At 69.8% G+C, this 17,597-nt stretch carries 19 protein-coding genes and 2 pseudogenes; 13 read left to right on the forward strand and 8 right to left on the reverse strand.

The features are described from left to right. Positions 1-369: 369 nt before the first annotated feature. The 4 genes from AB4039_RS03950 to AB4039_RS03965 all read left to right on the forward strand — a co-directional run bounded on the left by AB4039_RS03950 (position 370) and on the right by AB4039_RS03965 (position 3,904). Positions 370-1,458 (forward strand): SDR family oxidoreductase, encoded by a 1,089-nt coding sequence (locus tag AB4039_RS03950; protein ID WP_442269970.1) that lies wholly within the window; start codon positions 370-372, stop codon positions 1,456-1,458. A 409-nt stretch (positions 1,459-1,867) separates the two neighbouring features. After that, positions 1,868-2,164: a DUF5133 domain-containing protein gene (locus tag AB4039_RS03955; protein ID WP_266844322.1), complete on the forward strand. Its 297-nt coding sequence runs from the start codon at positions 1,868-1,870 to the stop codon at positions 2,162-2,164. A 60-nt stretch (positions 2,165-2,224) separates the two neighbouring features. Continuing rightward, positions 2,225-2,440 (forward strand): hypothetical protein, encoded by a 216-nt coding sequence (locus AB4039_RS03960; protein ID WP_266844321.1) that lies wholly within the window; start codon positions 2,225-2,227, stop codon positions 2,438-2,440. 183 nt (positions 2,441-2,623) lie between these two features. After that, positions 2,624-3,904, forward strand: a complete 1,281-nt coding sequence (locus tag AB4039_RS03965) for a peptide ligase PGM1-related protein (RefSeq protein ID WP_266844319.1) — start codon at positions 2,624-2,626, stop codon at positions 3,902-3,904. A 68-nt stretch (positions 3,905-3,972) separates the two neighbouring features. Here AB4039_RS03965 and AB4039_RS03970 read toward each other — a convergent pair whose 3' ends face one another. Then, positions 3,973-4,365: a PRC-barrel domain-containing protein gene (locus AB4039_RS03970; protein WP_442269971.1), complete on the reverse strand. Its 393-nt coding sequence runs from the start codon at positions 4,363-4,365 to the stop codon at positions 3,973-3,975. Positions 4,366-4,734: 369 nt separating this feature from the next. Next, the gene (locus AB4039_RS03975; RefSeq protein WP_266844317.1) at positions 4,735-4,896 is read right to left on the reverse strand and encodes a hydrophobic protein; all 162 of its coding nucleotides are present in this window, start codon (positions 4,894-4,896) and stop codon (positions 4,735-4,737) included. A 166-nt stretch (positions 4,897-5,062) separates the two neighbouring features. On the opposite strand from AB4039_RS03975, the gene AB4039_RS03980 reads away from it, so the two are divergent. Next, the gene (locus AB4039_RS03980) at positions 5,063-5,503 is read left to right on the forward strand and encodes a hypothetical protein (RefSeq protein ID WP_266844316.1); all 441 of its coding nucleotides are present in this window, start codon (positions 5,063-5,065) and stop codon (positions 5,501-5,503) included. 59 nt (positions 5,504-5,562) lie between these two features. Here AB4039_RS03980 and AB4039_RS03985 read toward each other — a convergent pair. Next, a pseudogene (locus AB4039_RS03985) lies at positions 5,563-6,477 on the reverse strand (acetate/propionate family kinase). Positions 6,478-6,590: 113 nt separating this feature from the next. Then, positions 6,591-6,752: a hypothetical protein gene (locus AB4039_RS03990; RefSeq protein ID WP_442269972.1), complete on the reverse strand. Its 162-nt coding sequence runs from the start codon at positions 6,750-6,752 to the stop codon at positions 6,591-6,593. A gap of 367 nt (positions 6,753-7,119) precedes the next feature. Between AB4039_RS03990 and AB4039_RS03995 the strand changes: the two genes are divergently transcribed. Further along, positions 7,120-8,706 carry a PucR family transcriptional regulator gene (locus AB4039_RS03995; protein WP_442269973.1) on the forward strand — a complete coding sequence of 529 codons (1,587 nt, stop codon included), beginning with the start codon at positions 7,120-7,122 and terminating at the stop codon, positions 8,704-8,706. Positions 8,707-8,755: 49 nt separating this feature from the next. On the opposite strand, the gene AB4039_RS04000 is transcribed toward AB4039_RS03995, so the two are convergent. After that, complete coding sequence (locus tag AB4039_RS04000; RefSeq protein WP_442269974.1) at positions 8,756-8,989, reverse strand: DUF6479 family protein; 234 nt, start codon at positions 8,987-8,989, stop codon at positions 8,756-8,758. Between the two features lie 50 nt (positions 8,990-9,039). Between AB4039_RS04000 and AB4039_RS04005 the strand changes: the two genes are divergently transcribed. Further along, a complete protein-coding gene (locus tag AB4039_RS04005; protein ID WP_442269975.1) occupies positions 9,040-9,675 on the forward strand; it encodes a hemerythrin domain-containing protein in 636 nt (211 codons plus the stop codon). A gap of 268 nt (positions 9,676-9,943) precedes the next feature. On the opposite strand, the gene AB4039_RS04010 is transcribed toward AB4039_RS04005, so the two are convergent. Beyond that, complete coding sequence (locus AB4039_RS04010; RefSeq protein ID WP_266844308.1) at positions 9,944-11,254, reverse strand: alcohol dehydrogenase catalytic domain-containing protein; 1,311 nt, start codon at positions 11,252-11,254, stop codon at positions 9,944-9,946. 424 nt (positions 11,255-11,678) lie between these two features. On the opposite strand from AB4039_RS04010, the gene AB4039_RS04015 reads away from it, so the two are divergent. Both AB4039_RS04015 and AB4039_RS04020 read left to right on the forward strand, forming a co-directional pair. Next, on the forward strand, positions 11,679-12,794 hold the full coding sequence (locus AB4039_RS04015) for a glutamate--cysteine ligase (protein WP_442269976.1): 1,116 nt from the start codon (positions 11,679-11,681) through the stop codon (positions 12,792-12,794). A gap of 116 nt (positions 12,795-12,910) precedes the next feature. Then, positions 12,911-13,120: a hypothetical protein gene (locus tag AB4039_RS04020; RefSeq protein WP_266844305.1), complete on the forward strand. Its 210-nt coding sequence runs from the start codon at positions 12,911-12,913 to the stop codon at positions 13,118-13,120. Positions 13,121-13,269: 149 nt separating this feature from the next. Here the strand turns inward: AB4039_RS04020 and AB4039_RS04025 are convergent, their stop codons facing one another. Continuing rightward, entirely contained in the window at positions 13,270-13,599 is a 330-nt protein-coding gene (locus tag AB4039_RS04025) for a plasmid stabilization protein (protein ID WP_266844304.1), read from the reverse strand. Between the two features lie 271 nt (positions 13,600-13,870). Between AB4039_RS04025 and AB4039_RS04030 the strand changes: the two are divergent. Further along, positions 13,871-14,349 (forward strand): annotated as a pseudogene (locus AB4039_RS04030) (MSMEG_6728 family protein). A 150-nt stretch (positions 14,350-14,499) separates the two neighbouring features. Here AB4039_RS04030 and AB4039_RS04035 read toward each other — a convergent pair. Continuing rightward, positions 14,500-14,778, reverse strand: a complete 279-nt coding sequence (locus tag AB4039_RS04035) for a GlsB/YeaQ/YmgE family stress response membrane protein (protein WP_266844301.1) — start codon at positions 14,776-14,778, stop codon at positions 14,500-14,502. Between the two features lie 288 nt (positions 14,779-15,066). Between AB4039_RS04035 and AB4039_RS04040 the strand changes: the two genes are divergently transcribed. The 3 genes from AB4039_RS04040 (at position 15,067) to AB4039_RS04050 (ending at position 17,554) form a co-directional block, all read left to right on the forward strand. Next, on the forward strand, positions 15,067-15,621 hold the full coding sequence (locus AB4039_RS04040; RefSeq protein ID WP_266844300.1) for an isochorismatase family cysteine hydrolase: 555 nt from the start codon (positions 15,067-15,069) through the stop codon (positions 15,619-15,621). A gap of 255 nt (positions 15,622-15,876) precedes the next feature. Further along, entirely contained in the window at positions 15,877-17,133 is a 1,257-nt protein-coding gene (locus tag AB4039_RS04045; RefSeq protein ID WP_266844298.1) for a PP2C family protein-serine/threonine phosphatase, read from the forward strand. 160 nt (positions 17,134-17,293) lie between these two features. Continuing rightward, a complete protein-coding gene (locus AB4039_RS04050) occupies positions 17,294-17,554 on the forward strand; it encodes a DUF5133 domain-containing protein (RefSeq protein WP_442270028.1) in 261 nt (86 codons plus the stop codon). Positions 17,555-17,597: the final 43 nt, after the last annotated feature.

The following is a 17,597-nucleotide window of genomic DNA, read 5'->3' on the forward strand; positions in this document are numbered from 1 at the left end:
GACCGCGGCTGTGCCGAGCCGTGCCCAGACCCCTTGCCCCAGGGGACTGGAGGGAGACCCGAGTGCCGCTGCGCGGGGCCCCACACAGTGCCGGCTCGTGCCCACCACCTGCCACTACAGTGCCACCGACCCGTATGCCGTCGCGATGGTCTTCACGGACGCCGGCAGCCGAACCCCTCGCCCGGTTCCCACCGCCACGCTGCGCCTGTCACCGACGAACAAGGCCCGATGCCCGTCGACGCGGGCCTTGGATCCAGTACACGGCCGGGGAGCCCCGGTTGCACGGCCGGCCACCACTGCTCCGCCGGAGCGGACGCGGCCCGGTGGCCGGCAGGTTTGTCCTGCCTGCCGAGGGGTTAACCGAAGGACATGACACATCACCCACCACATCGCCCGCGCACCGTGGTGGTCACCGGGGCCAGCGGCGGTATCGGCCGGGCGAGTGCTCTCGCCTTCGCCGCCCGCGGTGACCGGCTCGCGCTGATCGCCCGCGGCCGGGCCGGACTCCAGGCCGCAGTGCGGGAGGCCGAGCACGCGGGCGCGGCGAAGGCCATCGCCGTCGAAGCCGACGTAGCCGACCCGGAGGCGATCGAAGCAGCCGCGCAGCGGATCGAGGAAGAGCTCGGGCCGATCGACGTGTGGGTCAACGACGCGTTCGCGTCCGTGTTCGCGCCGTTCACCGAGATCAGCCTGGAGGAGTTCCGGCGGGTCACCGAGGTCTCCTATCTGGGATACGTGTACGCCACCCGCGCGGCGCTTGCCCGGATGCTGCCCCGCGACGCGGGTGTGATCGTGCACGTGGGCTCCGCGATCGCCTACCGCGGCATCCCGCTCCAGAGCGCCTACAGCGGTGCCAAGCACGCCATCCAGGGCTGGCACGAAGCACTGCGCTGCGAACTGCTGGCCTCCGGCACCCGAGTCCGCACGACGATGGTGCAAATGCCCGCGGTCAACACCCCGCAGTTCGACTGGGTCCGTTCCCGGCTCCCAGAGCGGGCGCAGCCGGTGCCTCCGATCTACCAGCCCGAGGTGGCCGCGCGCGCTGTGGTGTTCGCCGCCGACCATCCCGGGCGGCGCGAGTACTGGGTCGGCGCGAGCACGGTGGCCACCCTGTGGGCGAACGCGATCGTGCCCGGGCTGCTGGACCGCTACCTGGCCCGTACCGGATGGGACTCGCAGCAGACCGGTGAGCGCCGCCGTGCCGGCGATCCGGACAACCTCTTCGAGCCGGTCGATGCCGGGGAGGACTTCGGGGCGCACGGGCGTTTCGACAACCAGGCACGCGCCCGCAGCGTCCAGCAGCAGGTCGCGCAGGCCCTCGCAGGCGCGGGTGCGGGGGTCTGGCGGGCGGCCGGGCGGGTGAGATCTGGTCTGGCGCAGGCGCCGGGCGGCATCGCATTCACGTGGCGGGGCAGACGCCTCCCGCCGACGGGAACCCACCCGACGAGAAGCGCGTGATGCCACATGCCACGCGCTTCGAGCCCGAAGCGGGAAACGCCCGTACGAGCACATCGAAGACAGTGCGCTGGAGCGCGGTGATCCTGATGGGCGGGATGCGGCCCCCGTCGCAGCCATGAGGGCCAGGACCGCATCCCGCACTGCGCCCCTACCCAGGGCGGGGTAGGCCACACGGTGGCCGCCATGGCCTCTGTGCCCCTTCCCGTCGTCGTGGCCCTCGACGCGGTCGCCCACATCGACGCGGGTCCCGCCGAGGCAGCCCTGCGCGTGAGGGAACGCTTCGAGGGGTGCTCGTCATCGGCCGACACCGCCACCCCCCGGAGGCGACCAGGCTGTGGACGGGTTCAACGGTGATCGGGAGGGTAGGCGACGGCCACGATACGGATCCGCTGGCGAAAGGCAAACACCCATGTTGATGGCTCACCCGGCCGTGCTCCCCGGCCTCGTCAACCGTTACTGGGCGCTGTCCGTGCTCGACGCCGCAGAAGGCGAATCGCCCGTGCGCACGGAGATCGAGGACGTCGAGCGAGCGCTCTGCGTGGCCACCGGTACGACGGACGTGCACGCCGCCCTCATCGCCACCCGTCACCGCCTGCCCGGCACGGGCGCCCTCGATGACTCCGTGCTCGTCTCCGGCTCATCGGTTCAGCCGTCAGCGGGCGTGGACCGACCGCGGACGGCGCCCATGGCTACAGCTGCCCGGTGAAGGTCACCCGTTCGGATGCGAAGGGATGCCAATCCGCTCGGTGCGGCAGAGGCTGGGCCCATGGCCGCCAAGCTGATCATCTACCCGCCCGACCAGCAGGGCTGGCGCCGTGTCCGCTATGACGGTGTCGCCATCGGAGTGGCACACCGTCCAGCCGATATCCGAGCTTTTCTCGCCGCTGCCGGGATGGAGAACGCAGAGGATGTCGACCTCACCGACCCCGACTTCGTGGAGTGGAGAGGGGCCGGCCCTGAGGCGTGGGAACCGTATCCCTGACCTCATTCCCCGGCCCACGTGGCGACGTCTCGTGGGCGACTCGGGCCGGGACGGGGCGGGACGCATCAGTGATTCCTGCCAGGACGCGTGCGGGGACGCGGTTGCCCGTTGCGCGCCCGGCCGCGGCCGCGGTGCTCCCACGCTGACCGTGGACGGCCGTGCGGCGACCATGGGAGCAGAGCGGTGACCGAGACGGGCCCGATCGTCGTGTTCGCGAACTTCCTCTCCGACCTGGCGGTGGATCTCGCCGAGGGTCAGATCCTGACGCAGTGGGCCCGGCAAGCGCCGCGGAAGGCGTGGCTGCTTCGGCCGGGGGACGTGTTCGTCACTCCTGTACCGCTGAGCCGGGAGTTCCTGCGGTACGTGTACGACCTGACGGGGGTGCCCCCGGAATCGGTGGCGGTCGTCGAGGTGCCGCCCGCCGGCGCCGTCCCGCTGGCGCGGGCGGTGCGCGAGGCCGGCCTCGTCGAGCACGTACGGGCTCTCGCCGGCGACCGGGGCGCGGCGCTGCTGCCGACGGCGTTGGACGCGTCGGCGATCGCGTTCGCCCGGGACGTCGGCATCGCGGTGCACCCGTACCCCACGGTCGAGGCCGCCGAGGCCGCTGTGGATGTGACCATGCTGCTCAACACGAAGGCCGGATTCCGCGAGACGGCCGGACGATTGGGCATGCGGCTGCCGGCGGGGCGGACGTGCCGGCGCCCGGAGGCCGAGGGTGTGGCGCGCGAGCTGCTGCGGGACCACGAGGGTGTCGTGGTGAAGCCCGACCGCTCGGCGGGCGGGCATGGGATGCGCTTCGTGTCCCGGGACGACCTCAGGGGCGGGGCGAGCCTGCTGCTGGATGCGGTCGGTGGGCCCGAGGGCCTATGGGTGGTGGAGGAGTGCCTCGATGTGGCCGAGTCGGTCAGTGTCCAGCTGGAGGTGACCGCCACCGGGGCACGCGCGCTCTTCAGCGGTGCGATGCGCACGGCTCAGGGATCCTTCACGGGATACGCCTCTCCGCTGCCACCGTCCTGCGCGCACGTGGCCGGCGAAATGGAGGAGTGGGGGATGGCCCTGGGCCGTCACCTCGCCGACCACGGCTACAGCGGGCCCTTCGGGCTCGACGGGCTGGTCGACGCGGACGGCATCGCGTACGCGAGTGAGAGCAACATCCGTCGTACGGCCACCACCACCCCCCACGCCATGGTCACCCGGCTGACAGCGGGAAGGGCCCAATCCCACCCGGCCTGGTCGGTGTCGAAGGGTTGGACGCGGAGCCCCATGGACTTCGAAACGGCTCTCTTGCGGCTGCGCGCGTCCCACCTCGCGTTCGACCCGGAGCGCGGCGAGGGCGTGGTTCTCTACGCGGACGCGCCGCCCGACGGCCGTTCCTGGCGGTATGCGGTGATCGCCAGGAGTGCGGGAGACGTGAAGGAGCAGGAAGCCGCGCTGGTCGAGGTCTTCGCATTCGAGGGTGGATGACCGCACGACGTCGTCGGTCCCGACACCCGGGAGGGCGTCGGGACCGACGTCGTCGTGCGGGAAGGCGATCAGGAGGGCCGGCCGTCGAAGGGCGCGCCGGTGCCGTAGTACGTGCCCGCGCCGGTGCCGTAGTACGTGCCCAGCTCTTCCCAATACCCGGCGTCGCCGAGGTGCTTGTCCCGGTGGAACTCGGGGGCGTTCTTGATCTGTTCCTTGGTGCGGTCGACGAAGACCTTCTGGTCCTCAGGGTCGACCCTGACGACGGTGCTCGCCGGCAGCAGGACCTCCTTGCCGAAGATCCATACGCCGGTGTCGACGACCAGGTAGGCATCACCCACCTCATCGGAGTGCTTGTCGACCTTGCCGATGCTGCCGTCCGTCGCCTCGACCTTGTAGCCGGTCAGATCCGTGCCGGCCACGTGGCCCGAGGTCGGCTGGTAACTCCACACATGCTCAGTCACGCGAAGAACAACTCCTCCGGTCAACGGGGGACGGCGGAAGAACGAACTCTCCACCGGTCCTCCCTGTTCCGTACGTCGTGTTCGGCGGTCGTGCTGCATTCCGCCCGGACTTCGCCTTCCCCGCCTTTGCGACTTCACGCACCCCGATCGGCGAACGGGACCGGGGCGGCCGTCGATCCTTGGAGGTGAGCAGGTCCCCTGCTACGTCACGGCGACCGTCCCGGCCATCCTTCGGATGCCCCCGATATGCGCCCTTACCGTTCCGGGTTTGCGAGGGCCTGCCGACCATGACGTGGCGGTGGCCGGCCACCCCCGGAAGGGGCGACCGGCCACCGCCACGCAGTGCCCTGACTGCGCTTCGTCTTACGGCTACCAGCGATACCAGCGGCCACTGCCACCCGCGGGTCGGGCGACGAAACCGATCAGCCACAGGATCAGGACTGCGACAGCCACCCACCAAAGAATCTTCACCGCGAAACCCGCGCCGAAGAGGAGAAGGGCCAGCAGAAGAACGAGAAGCAAGGGAACCATGGTTATCAACCTCCGAAGCACCGTGTGCCCGGCCGCCCCCAGGACATGCACTCGTTTTATTTGCTTCCTATCCCCATGTCGGGGCCGGTGCATCCGGAAAGACCTTTTTACTCCGCTTGGCCCCATTCCCCAAGAAGTGAAGCGTCTTACGGGCAGAACATCCTCCATGGACAGCAATCACGAGATGGATCCGGCACACCAGGTTCCGGACGGCGTCGAAGAAAAGACGGTGCGTGCTCTGGGTGCGCTTTCGAAGGCGCTGGAAACCACGGAGCGGGCCCGCGGCCACCTCTACGGGTTCCACCAGCTGACCGGGACCGCGGACTTCGAGCTCGACGACGCGGTCCGGTTCCTGCGCGAGGCGGGGCACCAGGAGCAGGCCGATCGGGTAGAGCGTGAGATCGTGGGCCGCAATGTCATCCCGGGCCACTGGACGTTCCAGATCATCGAGGCTTACAACTCCACCTACTACCGGCCCTTCGCGGCAGTGGAACGGGACATCGTCGACGAGGTGGCCGGCGGGCGGGACCACCTCCTGGAAGCCCGCCTCAAAACGATTCGCCGCACTCACCACCATCCTGACCACACCGCAACGCCCCCCTCCTGACAGAGGGCCCGCCTCGGCGGGCGCGGGGGAGTGGATGTGCCGCCAGTTGCCTTGGCCGGTCACATGCCCAGCACCCGTCGGGTCTCGGCGGCGATCTGCTGTGTCTCGCCGGTCGCGACCACGAGGACCGGGACACCTCTCCCGGCCCGATCGATGCGTCGGAGGCCGTCCCGCATCACATCTGCCAGTTCGGGGACGAGCAGCCCGCCTCGTACACCGAGAACGGTCAGGGCCGAGCAGATCTCCTCGCGCACCTCGGGTTGCTCTTCGCCGATCTCCCCGGTGAAGACCAGCGCGTCCAGCCGGTCCAGCGAGGCGGCCATCGAGGCGATGCCCCTGCGGCAGCTCAGTGTGAACGTCGCCAGCGCCAACGCGGCCGCGGCATCACCCTCCGCCCGGGCGCGCACCAGGTCCCGGGTGTCTCCCGAAGTGCCGGAGAGGCCGAGCAGACCGGAATGCCGGTGGAGTGCGTCATCCTATGCGTCCGTGCTCAGACCGTGCCGCCGCTGCAGCCACAGCAGCGCGCCGGGGTCGAGGCTGCCGCTGCGCCGGCTCATCACCAGGCCTTCCAGCGGAGTGAGGCCCATGGTGGTGTCCACGCTGCGTCCGTTGCGGACGGCGCAGGCCGAGCAGCCGCCGCCCAAGTGCACGAGCACGACCTGGAGGTCCTCGACGGGGCGGCCCAGAGCCTGCGCCGTCCTCTGCAGTGCCCACGCGTAGGAAAGCCCGTGGAAGCCGTACCGGCGCAGCCCGTATTCGGCTCGCCATCGCTCCGGCACGGCGTACGTGCGCGCCTGTGGCGGCAGATCCTTGTGAAAGACGGTGTCGAAGCAGGCGACATGAGGAACGTCGGGCAGGAGTTCTCGTGCGGCATCGACCACAGGCAGGGCAGGGGTCACGTGCAGCGGCGCGAGATCGGCGACGTCCGCCAGCAGGGCCCGTACGCGTGCGTCGATCAGCGTATGTCCAGTCAGGTGCGGACTTGGTGGTGCCCAGGTCGATGCCTACTGCCTTGGCCATGAGGAACTCCTTCCGCGACGGGCGGCCCCCGTTCGCCTCGGAGTCGCGCCCGGTCTTCCGCACTCGCTCAGGTGACGGCGGGACCGCTCCGCGGGCGGCTGCTCTTCCAAGCCCCGCTGCCGGTGCCGGTGCCGGTCCCGCTGGGCAGCTCGGCCGGCAGCCGCACCGCCTCGTCGGCGACCGCTGCGGCGACGGCGCCGTCGTACCGGACGGGCTGCATGAAGCTCACCGAGGGGAAATCCTTGTATACCCGGTATACAGGGCGGGGGGGCAGTCCCGAAAAGACCGGGTCCAGCCATTTCGGCAGCCCGAAGATCCACCCGATCAGTGCGCCGGGGAAGGCGCCGCTCGCCACGCCGTGCCGTGCAGCGCGGCTCCGTCGTGTCCCATGCGGCCGGTCACTTGCGGGCCTGCCGGTTCATCGGCCAGTCCTTCCACGACCACCGGTGCGCCCGGCGGGCCCTGACAGACCAGAGTGGCAAGAGGACAGCGTGCTCCGCCTGCCCCGAGCAGGTCGGAAATCGGGGGAGTCGGTCGGCCCAAGAGAACAAGGCTCAAATTCGGGTCCCTACCATGCCGAGGCCGGATACCTCGCGATGGACGACGGCCTGTCCCGCGTCCCCGGCCACGACGCGGGAGCGCCGACGGTCGACGACGCACTGATGAGAGAGTTTGGCGAGGCCGACGGCTCCGTATCCCTTCCGGAGCGGTCCTGGACCTGGGCGTTCGGCCTGCGCGGGGTCGGCGGTCTGCTCGGCTACATCCTGGTCTCCTCCCACTCCGAGCCCGACGAACAGGGGCGCTTCCTCCTCTCGACCCTCGTGGGGCTCACGTCGGCGACCCTGTGGCTGACGGCGGCACGCGCCGCGCAGCACGGCAACGCCGGCCAACTGAGCCGACTCCGCACCGAACGCGACACCGCACTGCGGCAGCTGGACACGACGCGCTCCGAGTTCCACCTGCACAAGACCGTGCACGAGACCCTCGCCCGTGTCGCTGCCCGGGGCGGCGGTGAGGACGCCATCACCCAAGCGCTGTACCAGCTCACCGGGCTGTCGGCGCTCATCGAGGACCGGTTCGGAAACCTGAGGTCCTGGGCCGGTCCCGACCGGCCCGACCCCTATCCGGTGCGGTCCTCGACCGACCAGGAAGAGATGTTGCGGCAGGTCGCGCGCGAGGCGGGCCCGGTCAAAGTCAAGGACCGGCTGATCGCCCTGGCCCGGCCACGCGGGGACCTCCTCGGCGTACTCGCCCTTGAGGACCCCGAAGCGAGGGCCGATGAGCACACGGTGTTCGCCTTGGATCACGCCCAGTGGTCGCTCGCCCGGGAACTGGTGCACATGCGCGAACTCACCGAGGTCGAACTGCGGCCGCACCGTCAGCTGATAGACGACCTGCTGGAAGGCACCGAGGAGGCGAGCGCCTGCGCCCGGGCCGAAGCCTACGGCCATGACCTGCAACGTACCCACTGCGTGGTCGTGGTGCACTGGCCGGGCAACGCCGCGAACAGCTCCTTCACCCGCGCCGTCGAGCAAGCGACGGCCACCTCGGCGACCCGTCCGCTGATCACCCGTCGCGGCGACCGGACAGTCCTGCTGACCGAAGCGAGGCCCGACGACGATGCCGTGTACACGGCGCTGGCCCATGAGCTGGGAACGCCCGACGGAGCGATCGGGGTGAGCACCCGCTGCGACTCCCCGGACGGCATTCCCCGCTGCTATCAGGAGGCGCTGCGGGCCCTGGAGGTGCGGCAGAACTCCCGCCAGCGCAGCGGGACGACGTTCTTCGACGACCTCGGGCCGTACCGGATCCTGGGGCCCGGAAACGATCTCCGGGAGCTCGAAGACTTCGTGCGAGAGTGGCTCGGCCAGCTGATCGACTACGACGCACGGCACGACACGGAGTCGGTGGAGACGCTCTCGCGCTACTTCGACTGCGGAGGCAACTACGACGATGCGGCCGCCGCGCTGACGGTCCACCGCAGCACCCTGCGCTACCGGCTGCAGCGCATCCGTGAGATCAGCGACCGCGACCTGGCGGATGTGGACACCCGGCTCAATCTGCAGGTGGCAACGCGCGTCTGGAAGATCATCCTGGGCGGGGCGGCGCTGACGCGGACACCCGCCGCCCAGCGGATGCTCGCCGACGGAGTCAGCTTGGTCTGGTTCACTACCGGCTCCTGACCGTCGTTGCCGGGTGCCGTCCCGTTCAGTCTGCTCCGGTCCGTCCGGGTCACGGGTGGGGATACTCCTGGTCCTTCTCGTCGCGCGCATGCTCGTCCGGGGTCTGCCAGGAGTCCCGGCGGCGCTGTGCGACGGGGTTCTGATTGGCGGGCGGTGCCTCCCGGCGCCTGCGCCTGCTCCCGTACCAAAATGCACCGATCAGGAGGACGACGAGGACCACTCCGGCGAACATGAGGAAGAGCGAGGCCTGGCCCTCGGCCGCGAGCGTTTCGATAGCAGTCATGTGCGGCCCCTACCCGCGATTCACTGACCTACCAGACGCCGAACGGGTTGATGGCGAAGGTGCGCACGGCGCGGCGGGCCGAAGCGGACGGCGTAGACGGGTCGCCCGTTCTGGCCAATTCTCTGTTTCGACGAGCGATCCGAGGGTGGGCCGGGTACACGGGCGTGGGGTGGCCGGCCGCGTCGCCCGATGCTATGACTCCGGAGGCTGTGGTGGACGGGATCGTGCTGCTCAAGGAAGACCACAAGACGGTCGAGAAGCTTTTCAAGCAGTTCGAGAAGGCCGGTGAAGACGCTCACGTGGAGAAGCGGAAGATTGCCGACAAGGTGATCGACGAGCTGACCACGCACACATGGATCGAGGAGAAGATCTTTTACCCGGCCGCCCGGGAGGCGGCACCCGATACCAAGGACCATGTCCTGGAGAGCATCGAGGAGCACCATGTCGTGTTGTGGATGCTTTCCGAGCTGAAGGATCTGGACGCGGCCGACGAGCGGTTCGACGCCAAGATGAGCGTGCTGATGGAGAACGTCCGCCATCACGTCGAGGAAGAGGAGAAGGAGTGGTTCCCCGAGGTTCGCAAGGCCATGGGCCGCAACCGCCTCACTGAACTCGGCGAACAGATGGAGGCGGCGAAGAACAAGGCTCCGGGCGAGCCCCTCGCCGTCCCGAGCGCCAAGCACTGACCAAGGTGCTTGGCCCTCTCTCCCGAACGTCCGCGCCCCTCGTCGCCGCCCGCGGGCCTGCGGATGGGCGACGAGGGGCGGACCCCTGCGCTCTCGTCGGGCCTCCGGTGATCAGGGCGGCCCGGTCCCGGGTAGCTCGTGGCCTTGGTGCTTGGGGGGAGTTCCCGTGCTTGAGACAGGGACCCGTTTCCTCTCGCACACCCCGCTTTGATGTCGTAACCGGCCCCCCCGCTCATCCGCTCTGGCTCATTCAGGCAGAGTGTCGCCCTCAGCCACTGAGCGCCCGTTCCAGTTGCTGCTTGTTCATGTGGGAGCGGCCTTCGATGCCCTGCGCTTTCGCTTCCTGGCGCAGTTCCTGCAGGGTGTGGGGGGAGGATCCGCCCGTGCTGCGGCTGGCTCGCCTGGAGGCGGACGCGTGGCGACTGCTCCCGTTGGGGTGGAGGACGACCTTGGTCCAGCCGTCGTCGCGGTTGTCGAAGTGCTCGTACGCCGATGAGGCCTCGTCCAGGCTGAGCTCGTGGGAGACGAGGAAGCTCGGCTCGGCCCTGCCGCCGGCGATCAGGTCGCGCAGGGCCCGGTTGTAGCGCTTGACGGGCGCCTGGCCGGTGCCGATCCGCAGGCCCTTGAACCACAGCATGCCGAAGTCCAGCGGTACCTTTCCCTGGGCCTCCAGCTCGCCCTGGGCCTCGGCGCCTCCCGGGTCCTCGGGCAGGAACACGCCGACCACGCCTATGCCACCGGTGAACCGGACCGAGTCGATGAGCCCGTTCATCGTCAAGGCCGCGTCTTCCTGCCCCTGGGGGTCGTGGGCCTGGTAGCCGACGCATTCGCAGCCGTTGTCCGCACCCAGGCCGAGGGTGGCTTCCTTGACGACTTCGGACGGATCCTGTTCGGCGGTGTTGATCGGGATGGCGCCGATCTCCTCGGCGAGACGGAGCCGATCGGGCTGGTGGTCGGCGACCCAGACGCGGCCCGCGCCCTTGAGGATCGCGGAGTAGGCGGCCATGAGCCCGACAGGGCCTGCGCCGTAGACGATGGTCTGGTCGCCGGGCTTGACGCCCGCCATCTCGGTGGCGTGGTAGCCGGTGGGGAAGATGTCGGCCAGCATCACATAGTCGAGCTGCCGCTCGGCGGCGTCCTCACCCAGGCGCAGGGCGTTGAAGTCGCCGTACGGGACGCGCAGGAGTTCCGCCTGGCCACCCTGGTACGGGCCCATCTCGGCGAAGCCGTACGCGGCGCCGGCCATGTCCGGCTTCGGCTGCATCGTGAGGCAGTAGTTGGTCAGGCCTTGCTCGCACTGCTTGCAGAAGCCGCAGGCGATGTTGAAGGGCAGGACCACCCAGTCGTCTACTTTGACCTTGCTGACGGCCTTGCCCACCTCGACGACCTGCCCGAGGTTCTCGTGGCCCAGCGTGCGGCCCGTTTCGAATGACGTCCGGCCCTCGTACATGTGCAGGTCGGAGCCACAGATGTTCGTGGTGGTGATCTTCACCAGGATGTCGCAGGGGTGCTCGATCTTCGCGTCGGGGACGTCCTTGACGGTCACCGACCGCGGTCCTTCGTACACAGCGGCTTTCATGGTTCGTCCTTGCCGACGCCACGCTTCACCGGACGGTCCACGGCGGGCGGTGGCATCTTCGGGGGTGTTGGCGCGGTCGGCCTCGTAGACGACTCGACCGTGGGCGACGTCCGGCTCTCGACGGCTGACGTCTCTCCCATCCCGTCTACCCCGCTCCTGTTCACCCACCACGCGGGCCACGCCGAATCAGGGATCTCACGTACTGGCGAGGCTCGACCGGCGACCGTTCTGCTCGAAGCCCGCCTCGCGAGCCTCATCCACGAAGTCCGGCACCACGAACGCAGCGCACTGGTCACGCCCTCGCCCGAGCCCAGGCGGAGGGCGGAACCATCAGCGCGGAGCGGGGCGTCGGCCGGCGGCGGCATGGTCGAGGCGGGGTAGGGAAGGTGCGGGGCATCTGACGGTTCGATCCACAGGCGGCGACATGCGAAGCGTAGGCGTGGAAGAAGAGCTGCTGCTCGTGGACGCGGACAGTGGTGCCCCGCTCGCTGTGTCGGGGGCGGTACTGGCGGCCGCGGAGCGCTCGGCCTTGCAGCGCCCCGGCACGAACGGTCGACGGGACCACGAGTTCGAGAAGGAGCTGCACAAGGAGCAACTGGAGTTCGCCACGAAACCGGTCACCGAAATGGGCGAGCTCCAGGAGGAGATCGTCCGCATCCGCCGCGAGGCGGCCCACCACGCGGCGAGTGCCGGAGCCGTGGTCGCGGCGGTCGCGACATCCCCGCTGCCCGTCACGCCGTCGTTGAACGTCGGGCGGCGCTACCAGTGGCTCGGCGAGCAGTTCGGACTGACCGCGCAGGAGCAGCTGACCTGCGGATGCCACGTCCACGTGTCGGTCGCGTCGGACGAGGAAGGCGTCGCGGTCTTGGACCGCATCAGGCCCTGGCTGGCCATCCTGACGGCGATGAGCGCGAATTCGCCCTTCTGGCAGGGCGAAGACAGCGGGTACGGAAGCTACCGCAGCCGAGTGTGGAACCGTTGGCCGTCCGCCGGCCCGGTGGACATCTTCGGCTCCGCCGACCGCTACCACGAGCAGGTCCGCACGATGATCGACACCGGAGTTCTGCGCGACGAGGGCATGATCTACTTCGACGCCCGCCTGTCCGCGACCTACCCCACCGTGGAGGTGCGGGTCGCCGACGTCTGCCTGGACGCCTCCACGCCGGTCCTGCTCGCAGCCCTCATCCGCGGCCTCGTCGAGACGGCGGCCCGCGCCTGGCAGGAGGGGCGGCCTCCGGCCAGGATCGGTACGAGCCTGCTGCGCCTGGCCTCCTGGCGGGCCGGCCGGTCAGGCCTGGACGGACCCCTGCTCCATCCCGAGAGCATGCGGGAGACGTCTGCCGAGGACGCGGTCGAGGCCCTCTACCAGCACGTGCGCGAAGTGTTGAAGGACCACGGCGATGACGAGCGGGTCCGGGAAGGCATCGCCCACCTGCACGAACGGGGGAACGGCGCCCGCGCGCAGCGCCGGCTGCACGCCGACGGGCAGGAGCTCGCATCCGTCGTCACTCGGTGTGCGGAGATGACGGTCAAACCGTGAGGCGCCGGGGCGGCTCGGGCAGGTCCCGTGGCCGCGGCCGGTGTGATGTGGATGCCGAACTGGGCAGACGCGGGGGATACCGACGTGAAGGTGAAGAGCGATGAACGGAGTGCGCGATGACCGAACCCAAGGAGCACAACCCGGCGCCCACCCCTCCCTCGCAGGCTCCCGGCGAAAGCGGTGACCCGGAGGCCCGCGAGGAGGCGGAGGAAGCCGTGCTTCCCGACACGCACGAAGGCGAGGCCGACGGCGACGCATCGGCTCCGAGCAGCGATGCGCAGGGCCGAACCGCCGAGAACGCCAAGACTGCCGGCCGGGACACCTGACCGCGGGCCGTACCACGGGTGGGCCGAAGCGGCTGGGTGAACGCCCCGGGAGTCACCCGGCGCTGCGCGTTCAGGGCGGATCCTGCGGATCGACGCCGCTGCCTGCCTGACGAGCAGGACGGCCCTGCCCCCGAGGGGGCGTCACGCAGTCAGTGGCCGAGGGCGTTCTTGAGCTGCTGCTTGGTCATCGTGGAGCGACCCTCGACGCCGCGCTTCTTCGCCTCCTCGTAGAGGTCCTCCTTGGTGCGCTCGGACGAACTGCCGCCGCCACGGGACTTCTCGCCGCCGCGCTGCGAGGCGGACTTGCCCTGGATGGAGCTGCGGCTCGCCGTCTTGCTCTCCCCGGAACGGGCGCGTTCCTTGTTCACGGTGCGGGAGGCCATTTCCTTCGCGCGGTCCTCCGACATGCCGCGCTTCTCACCTGATTCCTTGATGTGCTCGTACTGACGCTCGCGCTTGGGGCTGGAACCTCGAGGCATGGCGGAACCCTTCATCGACGGTGTGATGTCACGGTCATGGTGCGCGTACCCCGGCCACGCCGCATCTCACGCAAATCGGACGAGTGGCTCTCGGCGCGAGGGCGGGCAGTGCCGTTCGTCGCGGCACACGGGGAGGCCGGGTTGCGATCGTCCGACGGGATGCGTGCGGGCGCGATGCCCCGGGGCGTGTGCCAGGCTCGCACCGTGCCCGAAGAGCAGTGGGTCGCGGCACACGGGTACCGGTCGCACCGCCGTATCGGAGGGAGACCTTGTGCAGACGTTCCTTCCGTTTCCGTCGTTCGACGCCTCGGCGGCCGTGCTGGACGTGCGCAGGCTCGGCAAGCAGCGGGTCGAGGCCGTGCAGGTGCGGCGCGGCCTGGTCGTACCGGGCTACGGATGGCGCAGGCACCCGGCGGTGCGGATGTGGGCGGGGTACGAGGAGGCTCTCGTCCGGTACGGGTTGCAGATCTGCGGTGCGTGGACCGCCGGGGGCGCGCCGATACCTGCGCCGCCACGCTGGTCCGAGACTTCGGGGCGTGGCAGCCGGGGCGTGCCGCGCGAACGCAGGAGCGGTTGGCCGCCGACGGGGACCTGCCACCGTGGCTGGGCGCACCGGACTTCCATCGAAGCCACCAGTCCGCCTTGGTGCGCAAGGACCGGGACTTCTACCGGGAGCGCTTCCCGGGGGTACCGGACGACCTGCCGTACGTATGGCCCCGGTCCGACCGGGAGACGGACGGGGCCTCGTGAGCGGCGGTCCCCCTGGGCGAGCTCGGGATCCGCGCAGGGCGCGGCTGACGGCCCCCACATCGTCCGCTCGCCGGTCGCACTCCCGACGCAGTCGGCCCGCCCGGAGCGGGCATGCCGTTTCGCTGCGGCCGGCGAGGACCGCAGTCGCGATCAGGCGTGCCGGTGAGAATGCCGGCTTCCGATTGCCAGGCGGTAGAGGGCCAGGAGTATGACGGAGCCGATGATCGCGGCGATCCAGGTGGAGAGGTCGAAGAAGCCGTCGATGGAGTCGACACCGAAGATGACCTTGCCGAGCCAGCCGCCGAGCAGGCCTCCCGCGATGCCGATGAGTATGGTGATGATGATGCCGCCCGGGTCCTTGCCCGGCATGATCGCCTTGGCGATGAGGCCGGCAAACAGACCGATGAGAATCCACGCGATGATGCCCACGATGCGCCTCCTGCTTCGTGAAGTAAGGCCAGGGTCGAGTCGCTTCTTCACACGTCTCGCGCTTTCAAACGTGCGCAGCGCGGCGCGGGGGCGTGTGCGGACCTCAGGGGCCGACCCGCTCCCCCCACGGTGCTGGAGCTCGCGAGCCCGTCCCATCGGCCGCACCGCCGTGGATGATGGAGACTGGAATCAGCGGACGGATCGGACCTCGCGAGCCCGGGCCCACGGCGGTCCGCCGCCGACAGGCGGTCACAGGCTGGATGGACGGGACGAGAGGCGGCGGCTTCCATGCCTCGCACAGCGCTCATCGTGATCGACATGCTCAACACCTACGCACACGAGGACGCCGAAGCCCTGGTGCCGTCCGTTCGTGAGGCGCTCCCCGGGGTCACGGCACTGTTGAAGCACGCCCGGGCCAGCGACTCGCCCGTCATCTACGTGAACGACAATTTCGGGGAGTGGCGTTCGCACCACGGGGAGATCCTGCGGGCTGCCCTCGACGGCCGCCACAGCGATCTGGTGGAGCCGGTGGCACCCGACGAGCACTCGCTCTTCGTCGTCAAGGCGCGGCACTCGATCTTCTACGAAACCCCTCTGGCCTACCTGTTGGGCCAACTGGGGGCCGAGCGCCTGGTCCTGTGCGGGCAGGTGACCGAACAGTGCGTGATGTACTCGGCTCTGGATGCCCACATCCGCCACTTCGACGTCGTCGTAGCGGCCGACGCGGTCGCCCACATCGACGCCGACCTGGCCGCAGCGGCCCTGCGGATGATGCGGTGCAACATGTCCGCAGACATCTGCGCGGTGGACGACGTCACCTTCGATGCCCGGCGTGTGGAGTGAGCCCGGCCGGTGAAGACGTCGCTCGCCGGTGAACACCACCGAAGCGGTCGGGCCCGCCTCCGTGCGTCCCCCGACCGCTCTGGCCTGCCTGTTCCTCGGAGCCGTGGAGGAGGAGAGTGGGGGTGAAGGCACCTGCGCATCGGCATCGGCAGGGTGCCGGCTCAAGGCGAGGGCCAGAGGACCAGAGGATCAGAGGACCAGAGGACCAAGGGTGCTGCGGTGAACGACCGGGACCGGGACACACAGGGGCGGCGCATGCTGGGAAGCCTGCTGGCCGCGAGCCACCTGATGCCGCTGGAGCTCTTGCCGGCGAAGGCGGCCGAGCATGCGGCCGGGGCCGGCTTCACCCAGGTACTGATCTACGTGGTCGATCTGCAGGGTGACATGCTGCGTCTGCTGACCGGGGAGGGCATGGACGCCGGGCAGGGGGCGGTGGGGGAGGAGACCGAGCTGAAGATCGAGGGCACGGTGGCAGGGCGTGCCTTCCAGTACGGTCAGCTCCTGGCCGGCGGCGAGGCGGGCGGGGCGGGGAGCCACTGGTGGGTGCCACTGCTGGACGGTACCGAACGCCTGGGCGTCCTGCGGATCACCTCCGTCAACGACGATCCGCGGGCCTTGGAGGACATGGAACTGCTGGCCGCCCTGCTCGCCCTGCTCATCGACAGCAAGCGGCGCAGCAGCGACTCGTACGCCCGTCTGACGCGCGTCAAGCCGCTCGACGTCGCGGCGGAGATGCAGTGGCACCTGATGCCGCCGCCCACGTACGCGGACGGCCGCGTGATGATTTCAGCGGCGATGGAGCCCGCCTACACGATCAGCGGGGACGCGTACGACTACGCGATCGCCGGGCACGTGGTGCACCTGTCGCTGTTCGACGCCATGGGGCACGATACGGCCGCCGGGCTGACCGCCAACCTGGCGATGGGTGCCTGCCGCAATGCGCGCCGCCGAGGCGCCGGGCTGGTGGAGACGAGCGAGAGGATCGAGGACGTTCTGATCGAACAGTACGGTCAGTCCCGCTACGTCACCGGCATCCTTGCCGACCTCGATACCCGCACCGGGCTCCTGACGTGGGTCAATCGGGGCCATCACCCCCCGGTGATCATCCGCGGTGGCCGCTGGAGCACCCTGCTGGACTGCCCGCCCGCCCACCCCATGGGCACCGCTCTCGGCCTTCCCGTAATTCTGTGCCGGCACCACTTGGAGCCCGGTGACCGGCTGGTGTTCTACACCGACGGCATCACCGAAGCCCGCCGGGCCGGCAACGAGGAATTCGGCCTGACCCGCTTCACCGACTTCCTCATCCGCCACCATGCCGCCGGCCTGCCCGTCCCCGAAACCCTGCGCCGCCTCATCCACGCCGTTCTCGAACACCACGACGGCCACCTTCAGGACGACGCCACCGTGCTGTTCTGCGAATGGCTCGGTGCCGTCCCGCAGCCGACCCGGCGGGCCGCAGCCCTGGCCGGACTTCCGCCGGCCGATCCTGGCGCAGACGGAGCGACAGTGTAAGGAGCGTCGGTCGGCACTCACCCGCCGTGACCGTGTGGGCCGCGGGGGAATGTTGTGCGGCGACGCCCGTGACGCATGGGACGCCCGTGCCCGGGCAGGCGACGCGTCGGGGGCACCTGGCCACCTGCGACGGCGACGCTTGTGAAGGAGCGAGATCGTGATGATGACTCACCCCGCCTTGCTGGCACGTCTGGTGGAGGAGTACGAGAGGGAGTCGGGGCTCCGGGCCGCAGGTCCCCAGGGACCGCTGCGGCAGCAGATGGAGGACGTGGTCTACACGCTGTGCGTGTCGACCGGGACGCGTGACATCGAAGCCGCGCTGGCCGCGGCGCGGGAGCGGCTGCGTACCGCATGGCCCGGTGAACCGGGTGATGTGGCGACGGCACGGGACTGTCGGACCTTGAACGGTGCGGCGGGATAGTCCACCCGTGCCGTGCCGTACCGGCCCCGGTCGGGCCGGTACG

This window comes from Streptomyces sp. M-16 (assembly GCF_052114405.1).
GTDB lineage: Bacteria > Actinomycetota > Actinomycetes > Streptomycetales > Streptomycetaceae > Streptomyces.

Excerpts from the sequence above, each read along its gene's own strand:
- AB4039_RS03950 (WP_442269970.1), top strand. The coding sequence starts at position 370 with ATGACACATCACCCACCACATCGCCCGCGCACCGTGGTGGTCACCGGG.
- AB4039_RS03955 (WP_266844322.1), top strand. The coding sequence starts at position 1,868 with ATGTTGATGGCTCACCCGGCCGTGCTCCCCGGCCTCGTCAACCGTTAC.
- AB4039_RS03960 (WP_266844321.1), top strand. The coding sequence starts at position 2,225 with ATGGCCGCCAAGCTGATCATCTACCCGCCCGACCAGCAGGGCTGGCGC.
- AB4039_RS03975 (WP_266844317.1), bottom strand. The coding sequence starts at position 4,896 with ATGGTTCCCTTGCTTCTCGTTCTTCTGCTGGCCCTTCTCCTCTTCGGC.
- AB4039_RS03980 (WP_266844316.1), top strand. The coding sequence starts at position 5,063 with ATGGACAGCAATCACGAGATGGATCCGGCACACCAGGTTCCGGACGGC.
- AB4039_RS03995 (WP_442269973.1), top strand. The coding sequence starts at position 7,120 with ATGGACGACGGCCTGTCCCGCGTCCCCGGCCACGACGCGGGAGCGCCG.
- AB4039_RS04000 (WP_442269974.1), bottom strand. The coding sequence starts at position 8,989 with ATGACTGCTATCGAAACGCTCGCGGCCGAGGGCCAGGCCTCGCTCTTC.
- AB4039_RS04005 (WP_442269975.1), top strand. The coding sequence starts at position 9,040 with ATGGCGAAGGTGCGCACGGCGCGGCGGGCCGAAGCGGACGGCGTAGAC.
- AB4039_RS04010 (WP_266844308.1), bottom strand. The coding sequence starts at position 11,254 with ATGAAAGCCGCTGTGTACGAAGGACCGCGGTCGGTGACCGTCAAGGAC.
- AB4039_RS04015 (WP_442269976.1), top strand. The coding sequence starts at position 11,679 with ATGCGAAGCGTAGGCGTGGAAGAAGAGCTGCTGCTCGTGGACGCGGAC.
- AB4039_RS04020 (WP_266844305.1), top strand. The coding sequence starts at position 12,911 with ATGACCGAACCCAAGGAGCACAACCCGGCGCCCACCCCTCCCTCGCAG.
- AB4039_RS04025 (WP_266844304.1), bottom strand. The coding sequence starts at position 13,599 with ATGCCTCGAGGTTCCAGCCCCAAGCGCGAGCGTCAGTACGAGCACATC.
- AB4039_RS04040 (WP_266844300.1), top strand. The coding sequence starts at position 15,067 with ATGCCTCGCACAGCGCTCATCGTGATCGACATGCTCAACACCTACGCA.
- AB4039_RS04045 (WP_266844298.1), top strand. The coding sequence starts at position 15,877 with ATGCTGGGAAGCCTGCTGGCCGCGAGCCACCTGATGCCGCTGGAGCTC.
- AB4039_RS04050 (WP_442270028.1), top strand. The coding sequence starts at position 17,294 with ATGATGACTCACCCCGCCTTGCTGGCACGTCTGGTGGAGGAGTACGAG.